The organism is Nitrosospira sp. Nsp1 (assembly GCF_900100985.1).
GTDB lineage: Bacteria > Pseudomonadota > Gammaproteobacteria > Burkholderiales > Nitrosomonadaceae > Nitrosospira.
Map to the genome: position 1 here is coordinate 1 of NZ_FMUF01000017.1, position 15053 is coordinate 15053.

11 protein-coding genes are annotated in these 15053 nt (G+C 52.9%); 7 read left to right on the forward strand and 4 right to left on the reverse strand.

What is annotated here, in order from left to right; all coding sequences use genetic code 11:
• Nucleotides 1–228: 228 nt before the first annotated feature.
• The gene (locus BLP78_RS10855) at nucleotides 229–600 is read right to left on the reverse strand and encodes a hypothetical protein (RefSeq protein WP_143002938.1); all 372 of its coding nucleotides are present in this window, start codon (nucleotides 598–600) and stop codon (nucleotides 229–231) included.
• A gap of 514 nt (nucleotides 601–1114) precedes the next feature.
• Here BLP78_RS10855 and BLP78_RS10860 point away from each other — a divergent pair.
• Nucleotides 1115–1717, forward strand: a complete 603-nt coding sequence (locus BLP78_RS10860) for a hemerythrin domain-containing protein (RefSeq protein WP_090459244.1) — start codon at nucleotides 1115–1117, stop codon at nucleotides 1715–1717.
• Nucleotides 1718–2064: 347 nt separating this feature from the next.
• Here the strand turns inward: BLP78_RS10860 and BLP78_RS10865 are convergent, their stop codons facing one another.
• Nucleotides 2065–2340: a KGG domain-containing protein gene (locus BLP78_RS10865; RefSeq protein WP_090459161.1), complete on the reverse strand. Its 276-nt coding sequence runs from the start codon at nucleotides 2338–2340 to the stop codon at nucleotides 2065–2067.
• Nucleotides 2341–2695: 355 nt separating this feature from the next.
• Here BLP78_RS10865 and BLP78_RS10870 point away from each other — a divergent pair, with 355 nt between their 5' ends.
• Nucleotides 2696–3004 carry a site-specific integrase gene (locus BLP78_RS10870; protein WP_090459164.1) on the forward strand — a complete coding sequence of 103 codons (309 nt, stop codon included), beginning with the start codon at nucleotides 2696–2698 and terminating at the stop codon, nucleotides 3002–3004.
• 946 nt (nucleotides 3005–3950) lie between these two features.
• Here the strand turns inward: BLP78_RS10870 and mntP are convergent.
• The gene (gene mntP / locus BLP78_RS10885) at nucleotides 3951–4493 is read right to left on the reverse strand and encodes a manganese efflux pump MntP (RefSeq protein ID WP_090459169.1); all 543 of its coding nucleotides are present in this window, start codon (nucleotides 4491–4493) and stop codon (nucleotides 3951–3953) included.
• 665 nt (nucleotides 4494–5158) lie between these two features.
• On the opposite strand from mntP, the gene BLP78_RS10890 reads away from it, so the two are divergent.
• The 3 genes from BLP78_RS10890 (at nucleotide 5159) to BLP78_RS10900 (ending at nucleotide 8988) form a co-directional block, all read left to right on the forward strand.
• Nucleotides 5159–6316, forward strand: coding sequence for a PepSY-associated TM helix domain-containing protein (locus tag BLP78_RS10890; RefSeq protein ID WP_090459171.1), 1158 nt, complete (start codon nucleotides 5159–5161; stop codon nucleotides 6314–6316).
• Nucleotides 6317–6497: 181 nt separating this feature from the next.
• On the forward strand, nucleotides 6498–8717 hold the full coding sequence (locus BLP78_RS10895) for a TonB-dependent receptor (protein ID WP_256330220.1): 2220 nt from the start codon (nucleotides 6498–6500) through the stop codon (nucleotides 8715–8717).
• A 19-nt stretch (nucleotides 8718–8736) separates the two neighbouring features.
• Nucleotides 8737–8988 (forward strand): hypothetical protein, encoded by a 252-nt coding sequence (locus BLP78_RS10900; protein WP_090459172.1) that lies wholly within the window; start codon nucleotides 8737–8739, stop codon nucleotides 8986–8988.
• A gap of 56 nt (nucleotides 8989–9044) precedes the next feature.
• On the opposite strand, the gene BLP78_RS10905 is transcribed toward BLP78_RS10900, so the two are convergent.
• Nucleotides 9045–10955, reverse strand: a complete 1911-nt coding sequence (locus BLP78_RS10905) for a PAS domain-containing hybrid sensor histidine kinase/response regulator (RefSeq protein WP_090459174.1) — start codon at nucleotides 10953–10955, stop codon at nucleotides 9045–9047.
• Nucleotides 10956–11877: 922 nt separating this feature from the next.
• On the opposite strand from BLP78_RS10905, the gene BLP78_RS10910 reads away from it, so the two are divergent.
• Both BLP78_RS10910 and BLP78_RS10915 read left to right on the forward strand, forming a co-directional pair.
• The gene (locus BLP78_RS10910) at nucleotides 11878–13983 is read left to right on the forward strand and encodes a PAS domain-containing hybrid sensor histidine kinase/response regulator (protein WP_090459175.1); all 2106 of its coding nucleotides are present in this window, start codon (nucleotides 11878–11880) and stop codon (nucleotides 13981–13983) included.
• Nucleotides 13984–14129: 146 nt separating this feature from the next.
• Entirely contained in the window at nucleotides 14130–15023 is an 894-nt protein-coding gene (locus BLP78_RS10915; protein ID WP_090459177.1) for an alpha/beta hydrolase, read from the forward strand.
• Nucleotides 15024–15053 lie beyond the last annotated feature (30 nt).

Here is a 15053-nt window from a genome sequence, read left to right on the forward strand (position 1 = left end):
ATCAGCAAGAAATGGACGATGCCGATTCAGAACTGGAAAGCGGCACTAAATCGATTTACCATCATGTTCGATGAGCGTATGCCACAGCATTAAACAATTCCCCGATTACACAAAATCAAGGACACCCTCGGCAGGTCAGGCTGTAGCCGGCGCCTCCAGCTAAACTGGAGACACCGGGAACCAGCGAAAGGTCCATATCTGTCCCAATCACTCTTCCATTATAAGAAATTAGTAGCCCCCTCCTGATCCATCCGATTGCCCGGAAGAACCCGCTCCCTGGCCCGATGAGCCGGACGAGCCTGCTCCCTGTCCCATGGATGACCCCCCGGAGGAAGATCCCTCTCGACCCGATCCGCCTTGACCCGTGTTAGAGCTGCGAGGTCTCTCGCTGCCTTGGCCTGAAGCAGCGCCTTGCCCTCCGGACTGCCCTGCCGAGGAACCTTTCTTGTCCACCGGCCCGCCATGCCCGGACATATCGCCATACTGTCCTGTCTGGTCTCCCGCGCCTGCGGCATGAGCCGCGCCAGCAGCACCAAAGATGACAATACCTGCAAAAACTACAGATCGAGCCATTTTTTTCAGCATAAGAATATTTTCCATAATAACTATCTCCTTTGCCAGCGGAATTGCTGAATTGAAATACTACTCAGAATACCTTGGTGTTCCGTACGTTGACGCACAAACCAAATGCGCAGCTGTGGCAGAAACTGGAGCACGTCTGTCGGACTCATCAGAAATTTCAACTCTCCATCCAGGGAATTCGCATCTTGTTATTCCGTAATCGGATGAAATTGCGAGCAAGCCGCGTGAGCCAAGGAATGGCTTTATCTTAACCAGCAAAATCGAGCTGGCTCTGTTCGCCAGCATAACTTGGCTCTCTTCCTGCCATAAGGTGGAGCCTGTCGCTTATCAGCCCAACCAGTCATGGCGGCCTATTCAACGAACCAGCAGCGCGAGCAGGCTGCAGGCATTATCGAAAATGTGGGCTAACGAACAGAACGACCGAAAGCCCCCGCGTTATCTTCCTGCCAACAAGCAATACTGATTTGTTTGAATTTGAGTAGACGATTTGCTTCCGGCCACCAATTATATATTTGTCATATTGGAGATAACCATGCCCACCACGCACAGTACCGCAACAAGAAAAAGCCCGACACAACGACCCACCACGCTCGGACCCAGGCACGACGCCATTGAGTTGTTGACCGACGATCACGCCAAGGTAAAAAAAATGTTCAAGGAATTCAAGAAACTGTGCAAGAAGAATGAGAAGGAAGGAAAGGAAGAGTTGGTGGAACAAATCTGCAAGGAACTTACGGTACATGCTCAGTTGGAGGAGGAAATATTCTATCCCGCTGTCCGCGAGGCGATCGACGACGACAACCTGATGAACGAGGCAATGGTTGAGCACACATCAGCCAAGGATTTGATCGGCCAAATTCAATCGATGAAAGCTTCCGACCCCATGTACGAGGCAACAGTCAGTGTCCTCCGCGAATATGTCAACCATCATGTGAAAGAAGAGGAAAATGAAATGTTTCCCGAGGCAAGGAAGTCGAAAATGGACCTCGAAGAAATCGGCTCGGAAATAGCCAAACGGAAAGAGGTTTTAATGGAAGCATGGCGCAAACAGATGCTTAAGGCACCTGCGAAGCGTACCTCGCTGCCGAACTCGGGGGCAAGCAAGGAACCGATCGTCCGCACAAGTAGAAAATGACACATCGGCGTTTGCCCGGTGCTTCAAGCATAGGCGGAAATGGCATTGCGGCAAGAACGGTACCGGGATGGAGCTTTATGCACGTAAATGAAAATCCTGCGACTGCGATTTACTTGCTTTTAGCACCTTGCGGGGCAAATTAAAAAAGGTGAGCTGAAGCTCACCTTTTTTCCTCCGGTTCTATCTACCTGACAGTCTGTCGGACTTAAAGGAAATCGGCTGCAAAAGCGTTTGACTGGTTCATATTTCGCCGCTTTTTCGGCCAATAGAATAACTATTGGCCTTCAAAACCTGCCCTCGTCCAGTCACTTTTTCGCTGTGATTCTTCAAGCCCGACAGGCTGCTGGTCATTTATGACTTTGGCTGCCAGCCTTGGCATGCTGCATGGAGGATCCGCCACGGCCGGAAGATGAAGAGCGGCTGCCGGAGCCGCTTTTTCCGCCATGCGAGGCTTCGCCCCCTTTTCGACCGGCTTCGCGCGCTTCTGCGGAATCAAACTCATGGGCGGTTCCCTTTTCGTGAGCCGCTTTACCACCCTTACTCGCGATTTCGCGCTGCTTATTTTCGTCCATCGAGGCAAAACCGCGCTTGCTATCGCTACCACTGCTTTTTGATGTAGGCATTTTTATCTCCAGATATCCAAAAAATAAAGAATTCCCGTTGATACCACCCGACACCCAATTCTGACGCTTGAAGCGACGGCAGTGCTCTGGGAAGCTTATCTCCACTATTAAAATTAAAAACTGAGACGTGATGTCATCTTAGTGAGCGTAACTACTCTTTTATGTACGGCGGCGAACATAAAGCCTAAAAAATTAATTCATTTGTATTTATTACGCCTGAATGAAAACAGGAACGAACGATCTTCTTGTCATGAGGATACATGACCGTGGATAGATTCTGATTCTCCAGGTTCATGTAACATGCCTTGCTGTTGGAGTGGCGGGATAACTTCCTGTTGATGGCCTCCTGGATTATATGGAAGCGCCGGGTCATGGGGTTGATGTGGGCGGGCCGCTCTTCCGGCCTGTTCGCAACAACTGCACCGGTACACTGAACAAGGCGATTACGGCCGATATAGCTTATAAATTGGTACGCGCATATTTCGTAGCACTGGGATTCGAGATTGGGGTTCACGCCTTGCGCGCGACCGCGCGCACCAATGCGCTGAATCATCAGGCAGACATTGTCAAGGTGCAGAAATGGCTGGGGGTATGCGAATATTGCGACAACGCGGATTATGATCACCGCAAGACACGGCTGAAGGCAGTCCGACGTTTAAGGTAAGTTAATAACTCATGCTACGGTAAATTCTTTCAAACGCGCCATCATTGACGCGTTCATGATTCTATAGCCTTGGTTCCAGGATTCCGCAGACAATAAAAAACCCGCCGAAGCGGGTTGATCAGGGAAAGCCAGTACCGCCACCTTCCTTTTGCCAGCCAGGACACGGCAGTAGGAACCGTGTACGCCAGTCATTCCAATCGTCAGGAAACCAGCCCCATCAATCCGGTTAACATCAGGATCAGGATCAGTTCAAAAATGTTATCATTTTCGGTGCTTTCATCCTTACTGTTTTCCGGTTTCATGTTTTCAGTTTTCATTTTACCGCTCCTCGTTTGATTAATTACGAAGCTTGCACCATTGCACTACTTGTGAATAATATGTGAAGAATGTGTGAAGAATATGTGAAGACCTTATTTTTGTCAAGGGATAAAGACCTTCTAACGGTCAACCGGATTAGCTGGCGGAATGAAGGGATATTCTCCAAATTCTGCAGATGATCCGCTAGTCTTCAGATGTTTAAATCAGTTTCCCACAGCAATGGAATCATCCTGTTCAGATGCAAAAATGCCCGCAGGAATTCACTATAATAACCAACAGATTTATTTGGATCGTAGGCACCGATTTGAATCGTTGCCCTCCCGGTCGTGGCATCTTCCGTGTGGGACTGCCGATGCGGGCTACGGCATATCATGGTGACGGCAGCTGACCGATGTACCGGCGCTGCGTCTGTTGTCCGGTCAGACGTTACCGATCGCCTCGCGCTGTGCAATCCGGGCGTCACGGGTGTGGTGTGCAGCTGCTGGCGCGTGACCAGGTGCGATGTGTCCAAGTCGAGATTCATGACGTTGACATCGTGGCTGCAGACGCGCGCGGCTATGACGAGTGGCCCAAGGTTATGGCGTAAACGCGTTTCTTGGCCTGCTGCTGTCGGTTGCAGTCATTGTCCTCATGCGGTCAAATGCTCGTGCAGGATGATTGTACCGACCAACATCAACACGATGCCTCCAAGTACTTCAGCGCGCCGGCCTACGAGGGTACCCAATACGCGGCCCAGCATAGCGCCAACGGTGACCATAATCATGGTAGCCAAGCCAATGGCCGCGGCCGCTACCAGAATATTGACATTGATGAATGCCAAGCCGATGCCAACGGCAAGAGCATCGATACTGGTGGCAATAGCAGTGACCACGAGCAGGAAGAAGCCATGCCGCCTGGTTTTTTCTTCCTTTTCTTCCGAGACTTTCAAACCGTTGTAAATCATGTGCAGGCCCAGGATCAGCAATAAGCCAAATGCTATCCAATGATCCCAGTCTTTAACGAACTGCGACGCCGCTTGGCCGATCAGCCAACCGATGATCGGGGTAATGCCTTCGACCACACCAAAAATCAAGCCCATGCGCAAAGCCTCGGCAAGCCGGGGTTTATACAGGCTCGATCCTTTGCCGATGGCTGCTGCGAAAGAATCCGTTGACATGGCGAGGGCGAGCATTATTAAAGAGAAATGATTCACAGTTTTCTATTTCCAGCTGGGCCCGGTAGCCAGCACAAACCTGATAATCTCGCATTCGTCGACTCAACCAGTTCACCCTTTTTCATCTTCGTTAGCCGTTAGCGTCTGCGCTATCGAGGGGAAACGGACTCCCTTTGCGACTTTCTCGTTTTCAGCCAAGCCACTCTCTTATCGGATCAGCTCGGCTCATGGAAGCCAAGCAATTAAATAGAGACATGCTGCGACGTTTGGCAGGATACTGGATAATATGCTCGAGCGTACGGCCAATCCTTTTTGCGGAATACCGTTTGCAGAGCGTGCCCGGCCTGACACGTGGATGAGGTGTGTACTACGTGGGCAGACGATCCGTCAACACGAAACCAGGCGTTCGTGGATGACTGCGCTATTTGTCTCTTAACACGCTGTGCTACGCATAGCGGGCAAAAGTACCATGATCCAGGCAGTAGTGGATAACGTAACCGGATAACGCAACCAACAGCAATTACTGGAGTACCGCAGGTAATGGCTTGCTTGGTGTAGTGCTCCTATTATGGCTAAAACCGGCCCTCGGGTCGAATTCTGACTGACCGTTCCAATGGGTGAAGACAGAGTTCTGGAGGACCAGGTCTTTCCCGGTTAGCAAGAACTATTCAAGGTCTTTCTTCATGAGAACACGTAAACTTGTCTTCAATATTCATCTTTATATTGGTCTTGCCAGTGGTCTGTTTCTGGTTCTGAGCGGGTTAAGTGGAAGCATGATAGTTTTTCGGGAAGAGATCGAGAAACTCATGCACCCAGAATTGCTGGAAACGGTGGCACGCGACGAGCGAATCCCTGTGCAGACAGTATTGAATACGGTCAAGCGGGCGTATCCAGAAGACAGGATAGTTTTTATCCGGATGCCGCGCACGTCACAGGAAACCTATTTGTTCAAGATGAATAGCGCTCATGACTTGTTCGTGTATGCGGATCCTTACAGTGGAGAAGTGCTCGGTGCGCATAGGCAGGAAGATACGCTTATTGGATGGGTTGCTCTTGTACATACCGAACTTCTGATTGGCGAGCGCGGTAAAACTGCCCTTGGCGTCAGCGCATTGCTCCTGATCTGCATGAGCGTCACAGGCCCCTTTCTGTGGTGGCCACCTAATGGAAAGATTTCCCGAGGCCTTAAAATCGATTGGCGGAGTCCCAGGAAAAAGCTTGTTTTTGATATGCACCGTGCATTCGGAATCTATTCCATGCTTTTTCTTCTTATCATTGCATTCACTGGTGTCTCGCTGGTGTTCAATAAAACTGTAATCGAAATTACCAATTTTTTGACAGCCAGTGCACCAAGACCTTCGCCCCCTTTCTCCAGTTCTCTTGGAAAAACCGAAACAATCCCTCCAATCGATGACTTGCTGCATAAGGCAGACCGCATTCTATCCGGCCCCACCACCTGGATCACCTTCCCTCAAACAGCAGAGGCACCGCTTGTGATCCGAAAAAAGATGCCTGAGGAATTCAATCCAAACGGAAAAAGTTTTATCTATTTCGATCAGTATACGGGTGAAGTGCTACTTGTCGAAGAAGCCTCGTCTGCTCCTGCGGGCGCCCGCATCTACAATACGTTTTACCCCATACATACAGGTACCTTAGGGGGATTGCCTACCCGTATCTTTCAGGTGATCGTTGGTTTTTTACCACTCCTCCTGTTTGTCACAGGTTATATCATGTGGAAAAATCGGAGCAAAGCGAGAGCGCATAAAAAAACTCCAAAAAGTAATTTGAAGCAGCATGATTCAAAAGTCCCGGATTCAGGAGATCATGCGGCAGAACCTTAGCCCGGTATCACGATCCAGGTAAACCAAACCTGCCATTAATCCCGGCTCTACCGAAAAGAGAATTCCAGCTTTACATGAGAACGATTCTAATTTACTATAAAAATAATTAACGGTACCAGCCAGCCATTCAGCCATTGCCAGCCAGTACTTTTCCGAGAAAACCAAGAAAAAGGAAAACATTGTGCTGCGCAAGATTGCTTCCGCCTCCCATCCTTCGTGCGCCCTTGCGCAAATACGCTTCAAGCCGCTGGCCCTGGCCATGCGCATGGCTTTCGCCGGCCTGTTGACCGTGGGATTCATCGATCACGTTCATGCGCAAACTGCGCCACAGGCAAAGCAAGAGGCCACCGGAGACGTGGCGACACTCCCTGAGATGAAAGTCAGCGCAGAACGATCTGATGCGCTTCCGCAGCCCTATGCCGGCGGACAAGTGGCGCGCGGCGGACGGCTCGGGTTGCTCGGCAATACGGACCTCATGAAGGCTCCTTTCAGCATCAGCAGCTATACGTCGCAGATGATCCAGAACCAGCAGGCAATCACGGCGGCCGACCTCTTGTTCAAAGATCCTTCAGTCCGCTCCACCGGCCAGAGGGGTGGCGTCGTCGATTCTTTCTATATTCGTGGCTTTCCGATCGGCGAAGGCAACGTGGGAGAACTCGCCTTCGACGGGCAGTACGGTGTGGCCCCAAATTACCGGGTATTCACCGATTACGCCGAGCGCGTCGAGGTGATCAAGGGGCCTGCCGCCCTGCTGTATGGCATGTCCCCGAACAGTGGCGTCGGCGGTGTTATCAACATCGTTCCAAAGCGCGCGTCTCCGACCGACTTGACCCGGCTCACGGGCAACTACATGTCGAACGCGCAGGGGGGCGGACATCTCGATGTCAGCAGGCGGTTTGGCGCGGATCGCCAGTTCGGCATCCGGCTCAATGGCAGCCATCACCAGGGCAATACGCCGCTGGACAATCAGTTCCGACAGGCGGATGTCGGCGCCGTGGCGCTCGACTATCAGGGCGAACGGTTCCGGGCGACGCTTGACGCCATCGGCCAGTATGAGCGGTTCAAGGCGCCATCGCGCCCGTTCCTGGTTACCGCGGGCCTTGACGTACCGTCCGCGCCCAATGGCCGGCGTAACGTCACCCAGCCCTGGGGCTGGTCGAAGATCCAAGACAACTCGGTCCTGCTCAAAGCCGAATATGACTTCTCCAACGCGCTGACACTGTTCGCCAGTGTCGGCGGCGCCCACTCATGGGCGGATCGGCTGTCCGATCAGACGCCGACGATCCTGAATGTCGCCGGCGACACCATATCAAAGCCGATGTACTTCAGGTTCGGCGTCGAACGCTCCAGCACCGACGCCGGGCTGCGCGCTCGCTTCAATACTGGCCCCGTTCGCCACACCGTGACGCTTCAGGGCAGCGGTTATCGTGATCGTCTAAAGCGAGGCTCCAGCGCCGGTACGGATGTGTTGTCGAACATGTATTCGCCCATTGATCGCCCGGGTCAAGACTTGGCTAAACCCGGCTTGGCGAAAGTCTCGGAGACCGAATTCTACGGAGGCACATTAACCGATACCTTGTCTATAGCCGACGAGCGTGTGCTGCTTTTGCTTGGTGGGCGCATACAGCAAGTCAATTCCGACAACTTCGGTTCAACCGGCGCCGTCACGTCTTCCTATGCCAAAAGCGCCATCACACCGCTGGTGGCTCTGCTCGTCAGACCCTGGAAAAACATCTCGGTTTTCGCTAACCGTATCGAAGGGCTGAGCAAAGGGGATATTGCACCGCAGATCGCAGTCAATGCCGGCCAGATCTTCGCGCCCTATAAATCCGAGCAAATCGAGGTCGGCATCAAGATCGATCATGGTCGCCTGATCACTACGTTGAGTGTCTTTCAGATCAAGAAGCCCAGCGGCCAGCTCACCGGCAATGTCTTTGCGGTTGATAGCGAGCAGCGCAATCGGGGCCTGGAACTCGCCCTGTTCGGTGAACCCGCATCGGGCGTTCGGCTGCTGGGCGGCGTGACGCTGTTCGATGCCGAATTGACGAAAACCAGCAGCGCGACCACGCTGGGCAATAAGCCGGTCGGTGTGCCGTCATTGCAGGCCAACCTGGGCGCTGAATGGGATATGCCGTGGCTGCCTGGATTCACCTTGACCGGGAACCTTATTCACACCGGCAAACGATATATCAACCAGGCGAATACGCAAAGCGTGCCTTCCTGGACCACGTTTGACTTTGGCGCGCGCTACGGCACCAAGGTGGCCGGAAAATCCGCTACCGTACGGGCTAGTGTCCTCAATGCATTCGATAGCAACTACTGGGCAGGCGTGGCCTCTTTCAGCACTTTATCGCTAGGCACGCCGCGCACCGTACTGGTATCGGCCACGGTCGACTTCTGAGTTGAGGCGGGAGCACGCCATGCAAGACAATTTCCTATTGGTGGAGAACGAAGCCGGGCACATACGTGCCTCGATCCCAATCGCACTGCCGCCCGTTCTCAATCAAAGCATAGCGGATATGGTCTATTCGATACCGCATACACTCCTGGATCTGGTCAATCGGCATGGATCTCCGCTCCACGTCATTTGGCCGCATATTCTGCAGCAAAACGTTGACGCGTTTCGGGCCATCCTCACAGCGGGTGTCATCGTCCAACCGCGGCAGCTCTGAGATCTCGTTCAAACCAAACCCCGCCGCTGAGCCGATCCTTTAAGTCCGACAGACTGCTAAATGGCGGTGATCAGATCCTTGAGCACCTTGAAATTCACGGGTTTGGTGAGGTGATAATCAAAGCCGCTCTCATGCGAGAGCCGGCGGTCTTTCTCTTGGCCCCAGCCAGTCAATGCTATCAGCTTGATATCGTCGAACTGCGGTTGCTGGCGAATGCAGCGCGCCACTTCGTTACCATCCATGCCGGGCATGCCGATATCCATGAGGATTACATTGGGCTGGTAATCGGGAATAATCGCAAGTGCTGCCGGGCCGCTATTAGCACCCTTGACATCGAGGCCCATTGATTCAAGCAACATGACAAGCACTTCGGCCGCATCATGATTATCGTCTACCACCAATACGCGCAACTTGCGCGCCGTGGCGTCCGTTTTCGGCGGTTCAGGCGTTTTTCCGTGCATGGTCATTTCCGATAACGGCAAACGTACAATAAATTCGCTGCCTTTATCCTCCCCCTCGCTTGTGGCTTCGACCGTACCGCCGTGCATTTTAACGAGACGATAGACCAGGTTGAGCCCAATACCGAGCCCGCCCTGCGCCCCGTCACCATTTCGCCGTTCCTGAGCGAACATGTCGAACAAACGGGGTAGCATCCCCGGCAAGATTCCAATACCGTTGTCCCGCACGGATATGATGGCGCTATCGCCTTCCTGACGGACAGTCAGCCAGATCCGTCCGCCCTTTCTGGTATATCGTGCTGCATTGTTGAGCAGATTCGTGAATACCTGCTCAAGGCGTACGGGGTCGGCATAAACGATTAAAGGCACCTCAGGTATGGATACATCCAATTTATGCTCCTTCTCGCTGATCTGCGCCCTGCCTGCCTCGACAGCATTGCACAGCACAACAGCCAGATCCGTGGGAGCTTGCCGCAGCTCCACCTTCCCACTGGTGATGCGCGATATCTCCAGCAGATCGTCCACCAGCCTGACCATATGGTTGACTTGCCGGTTGATCATCGGCAACAGGCGCGGAACATCCGCCGCGCCGCCAGGACGCGCGATGATCTCCAGTGCGTTAGCAATCGGTGCAAGCGGATTGCGCAGCTCATGCGCAAGCGTGGCCAGAAACTCATCCTTGCAGCGGTCGGCATACAGCAGGGCTGTTTCCGCATTGACTGCCTCGGTAATATCTATTGATATGCCGATGTGGCCCGCATACTCGCCGGCGGTGGTAAACCACGGCAGCGCATAAGACTTCAGCCACCGCCATTCCCCTTCGGCGGTCTTGATCCTGACCCGATGCTGAAAACGTGCGCGGTCGTGCAACGCCTGCTCGAACGCTGCCACGTACGCCGGTGCATCGTCCGGATGAATGGCCGAACGCCATCCGGTGGGCATCAGATCTTCCAGGGCAATGCCGAGCATGTCCAGAAATCGCTGGTTGAGATAAACCGCATTCCCCTTCGCGTCCACTTGCCAGGTCAGTGCCGGGGATGCTTCCGCGATAGCGCGGAATCTTGCCTCACTCTCGCGCAGGCTCTGCTCGGTCTGCTTGCGTTCGGTTATGTCAATAAGATACCCAACGCCCTCGTTATCGTTGAGTTCTTTTGCTGCAATCAGTGCCCACCAGCGCGAGCCGTCCTTGCGAAATAATTCCTTTTCATAAGGAGAAATGCGACCCGTTGCCTTGAGTTCCTCCGTAGCCTTCGAAGAGACTGTTTTCCATTCTGCCGGCGTAAGGTCGTCGCATTGCAATAGACCCGCGCTCGCATCTTCGCCGCTGAAGCCACTCATCTTCAGAAAAGCACCGTTCGCTTCCGTAATCCGGTTTTCCCTATTGAAGAAAATAACACCGACCGTGTCGATCTCAAATGCAGTTCGGAAACGCTCTTGTGCTTCGCGTATCGTCTTTTCGGTTTTTTGGCGCATTTTCACATGCTCGGTGACGTCGATTCCATGATTCATGACCCATGACCCGGGATCGGGGCATTACGGAATGCTTCTTCCAGCAGGCTGTATTCGTTTTGCTTGTAACGCTCTTTGAGGCGGTGACGTTCCGACCCCACGCGCGCATCTTGATTACTTCGGTTTTCTCGCTAACCGTCACAAACACGGCGCCTGTCCTGCCCCTCCGGATCTGGAGGATGTTTAGCACGCATCAAGGATGATCACCGTCATTATAGCTCTGCATGAGCTTCATGCCCTCAATAATAATAAGGCGGCGGAAGGCAGCAAAAGCATGAAGTTAACCGCAAACTGAAGACTCCTGGACCATGTCGAGATTGGCTCAACTTCAATTCAACCCAATCATGCCCAAAGATTAGCTCGCCCATTTCGCTGCCGCGCTACCAGTCCGGCATTTCTGCCTGAATCATGTGTACCCGCTCCTCCGGTTCAACTTCAGCACTTTGATATTCGATACCTCGTTCGATCACCAGACACACTCGAGAAGAATGTAGCCAAACTATTTTTTCCACAGCTCGTTACCGTGCAGACTAGCATGATCTTGTGCTTCGCTTGCTCGCACACCCTCGAACTTGCGGCATTATGCTCAAGAAAAAAGAAATTATGCCATGACCGTGATAATTTTCTCGGAACAGGACGCGATATCGTTGATACCGATTAAGAAAAGAACCGGTCCCATATATACTAATGCCATTATGTAACGAACTGATCCGAAAAAACGGTATTGTTCAGTCTTTTGGCGTTGAATGGACTCAAGAGATCCTCTTGATTGAACTCAGGGATTAAACAGGGTGGACAATGCCCGTGAAAATAAAACCTACCGCGTATACCATTGTCAAAGAAAATTACAGGCTTGGCGCCTACTGTTTTACTGCTGCCTTTTTGTTTATAGCTGGCCAGGATTTTAAAAAGGAATGACGCAATGACGGAAGATAATGATGAAAGGCGGCCACGCACTCACATCTTGCAAACTTCCAATACCATTCTTCAGGCGAGCGAGCTTGTCGAGCACGAGCTCAAGCAAGTCAAGGAAGCGTTGGAAGAGAAAACCAGGCAACTTGACCACTCCCTGTCTATCCTGCGTGCCACCATAGAATCGACAGCCGATGGCATCCTGGTTACCGACGAGCATGATAATGTACTTCGCTTCAACGAACGGTATCTGGAGATGTGGCAAATCCACCCCGCCATTATCGATACGGGGCAACACCGGCATCTTCTGAAATTCTGCTGCAAGCATTTGGCGGATCCACGGCAATTCCTGGATAAGCTGGAGGAAATCTACGCAACCTGGCCGACAGACAGTTATGATTTGCTGGAACTGGCTGATGGCAGAGTGTTCGAGCGCTTTTCAAGGATACAGCATATCGAAGAGCGGAGCGTCGGCCGCATCTGGAGCTTTAGAGACATCACGGCACGCAAGCACGCTGAGGAAGCCCTGCGCGAAAGCACCGAGCGCTTGCGTTTCATGGCTGAGGCAATGCCGCAAAAAATATTCACCGCCCGGGCCGACGGAACCCTGGATTATTTCAATCAGCAATGGAAAGATTACACAGGTCTTGCCCCTGAGCAAATGGCAGGCTGGGAATGGACAAAACTTATCCATCCCGAAGATATGGATGAGAGCATCGGGCGCTGGCAACACTCTCTGAACACCGGTGAGCCTTTCCGGATGGAATGCCGTTTCCGGCGGGCCGACGGTGATTACCGCTGGCATTTGATCCAGACTCAGGCCAGACGCGACGCCAGAGGAAATATATTGATGTGGGTCGGTTCAAATACCGATATCGACCCTATCAAGCGGGCGGACGAGGAAAAAAAGCAACTTCTCGAGAACGAAAGAATCGCGAGAAACGAAGCCGAGCGCGCCAACCAGTTGAAGGATGAATTTCTCGCAACCTTGTCTCACGAACTCCGGACGCCACTTAACGCGATCCTCGGATGGTCACAGCTCATATTGCAGGGAACAATGGGCAAGGAAGACATCCAGCGAGGCTTGGAAACCATCGAGCGGAATGCGCGTGCGCAGAACAAACTTATCGAAGACCTGCTCGAAATGAGCAGTATCATCTCGGGAAAGGTAAGGCTTGACGTGCAGCGACTGGATTTTGCCTGCATCGCCGAGGCAGCCGTTGAATCCATTGCCCCGGCAGCCGAGGCCAAAGGGATTTGCATTCGAAAAATCATCGACCCGACCGCAGGATGGGTTTCGGGTGACAATAACCGGCTTCAGCAGGTCATCTGGAACCTCCTTTCCAATGCGGTTAAATTTACGCCCAAGGGCGGTACCGTGGAGGTTATAGTCGAGCGCGTCGCTTCTCATCTCCATGTTATCGTCAGGGATTCGGGGATGGGCATCAAACCCGAGTTCCTCGCATACGTTTTTGACCGTTTCCGCCAGGCTGACTCCACACTTACGCGAAATCACGGCGGCCTCGGCCTGGGACTTGCCATCGTGAAGCAACTCGTGGGACTTCACGGAGGAACGGTTCGGGCAGAAAGCGATGGCGAGGATAAAGGGTCGGCGTTTATCATCAGCCTGCCGCTCGCTCCCATCAGCGAAAGAAAAGACCCGCATTCCGCAGCGTCCACGCAAATTGCCTTTGAGAATGGGCATATCACGCTTCCCGGCGTAAAAGTACTGGTCATTGATGATGAACAGGATGCACGCGAACTTATCAAGGAGGTGCTTACGCTATTTCAAGCCGACGTGATTACCGCCGCCACCGCCGCAGCGGGTCTGGAAATCCTGAAAAATCAGCGGCCCGATGTGATAGTAAGCGATATCGGCATGCCGGAAAAAGATGGATACCAATTCATTCGCGAAGTAAGAAATCTTCCCGCAACCGACGGTGGGAAAACGCCTGCTATTGCCCTGAGCGCATTTGCCCACTCTGAAGATCGGACGAGAGCGATAATTGCCGGTTATCAGATGCATCTCTCGAAACCCGTCGAGTCGCATGAACTGGTTGCTGCCATTGAAAATCTGACCGGATGGATGCAAAAGCCAAGCGTGCAAGGGACATGACCAGCCAGTCTTATTTTGAATCGCCCCCCTCCGCCTGAGAACTCACCCGCCACGACATTGCTTGGCCTCACGCAAAACCCGCATGGGAAAATAACTGGGGTTTATATCAGCCATTCCCACCATGAATCGACCATGAGCAGCCGACTATGCGCCGCTTGATTCTGCTCGGCGTGCTTGCCCTATTTTCCTGCATCGCGGCAATATTGATTATCGCCTTCGGTGTCGGTGAACTTTTATCAGGCGCGACGCCTACTGCCGTCAACACGCTATCAACCGATTTTCCGGTCGAGCCGGTACAAATACCCGTCAGTACTCATTCAAGGGAAGAGAAGAATTCCGGTGTGCACGGTTGGCTGGTGCGGGGAACCCAAGGTGACGGCGCAGTGTTGCTCGTGCATTCGATCCGGAGCAATCGCGTCGAAATGCTGAGTCGTGCCAGGTTCCTGAATGAGCAAGGGTACAGCGTTCTCCTCATCGATCTCCAGGCACATGGCGAAACGCCGGGAGACCGGATCACCTTCGGCTTGCGCGAGTCGGAAGACGTGGAAGCCGCAGTAGCCTATCTGCGTAATACTTTCCCCGGCGAACGGATCGCAGCCATCGGGGTCTCGCTAGGGGCAGCCGCAATCGTGCTCGCGAAAAATCCGTTGCGGCTTGACGCGGTGGTGCTCGAATCGCTCCATCCCACCATCAAGGAAGCCGTCGAAAACCGCTTGAGGCTCCATCTCGGGCAGATCGGCCCGGTTTTTTCTCCACTCCTGCTGTCACAGCTATCGTTTCGTCTGAACGCCTCTCCCGATGAGTTGAACCCCATCAGCCGGATAGGCGATCTCAACGCACCACTACTGCTGATTTCCGGCACCGATGATCAGCATACGACAATGGCGGAAGCCGAACGCCTGTTTGATGCCGCCCGGCAGCCGAAAGAAATCTGGATCGTCCCCGGCGGAGGACACTTCAATATGCACGCCTATGCCGGTAAAGAATACGAGAATCGTATATCCGATTTTCTTCAATGGTACCTGCGCAAGCGGGATTAATTTACCTGACGCTGAACCATACCCAACGAG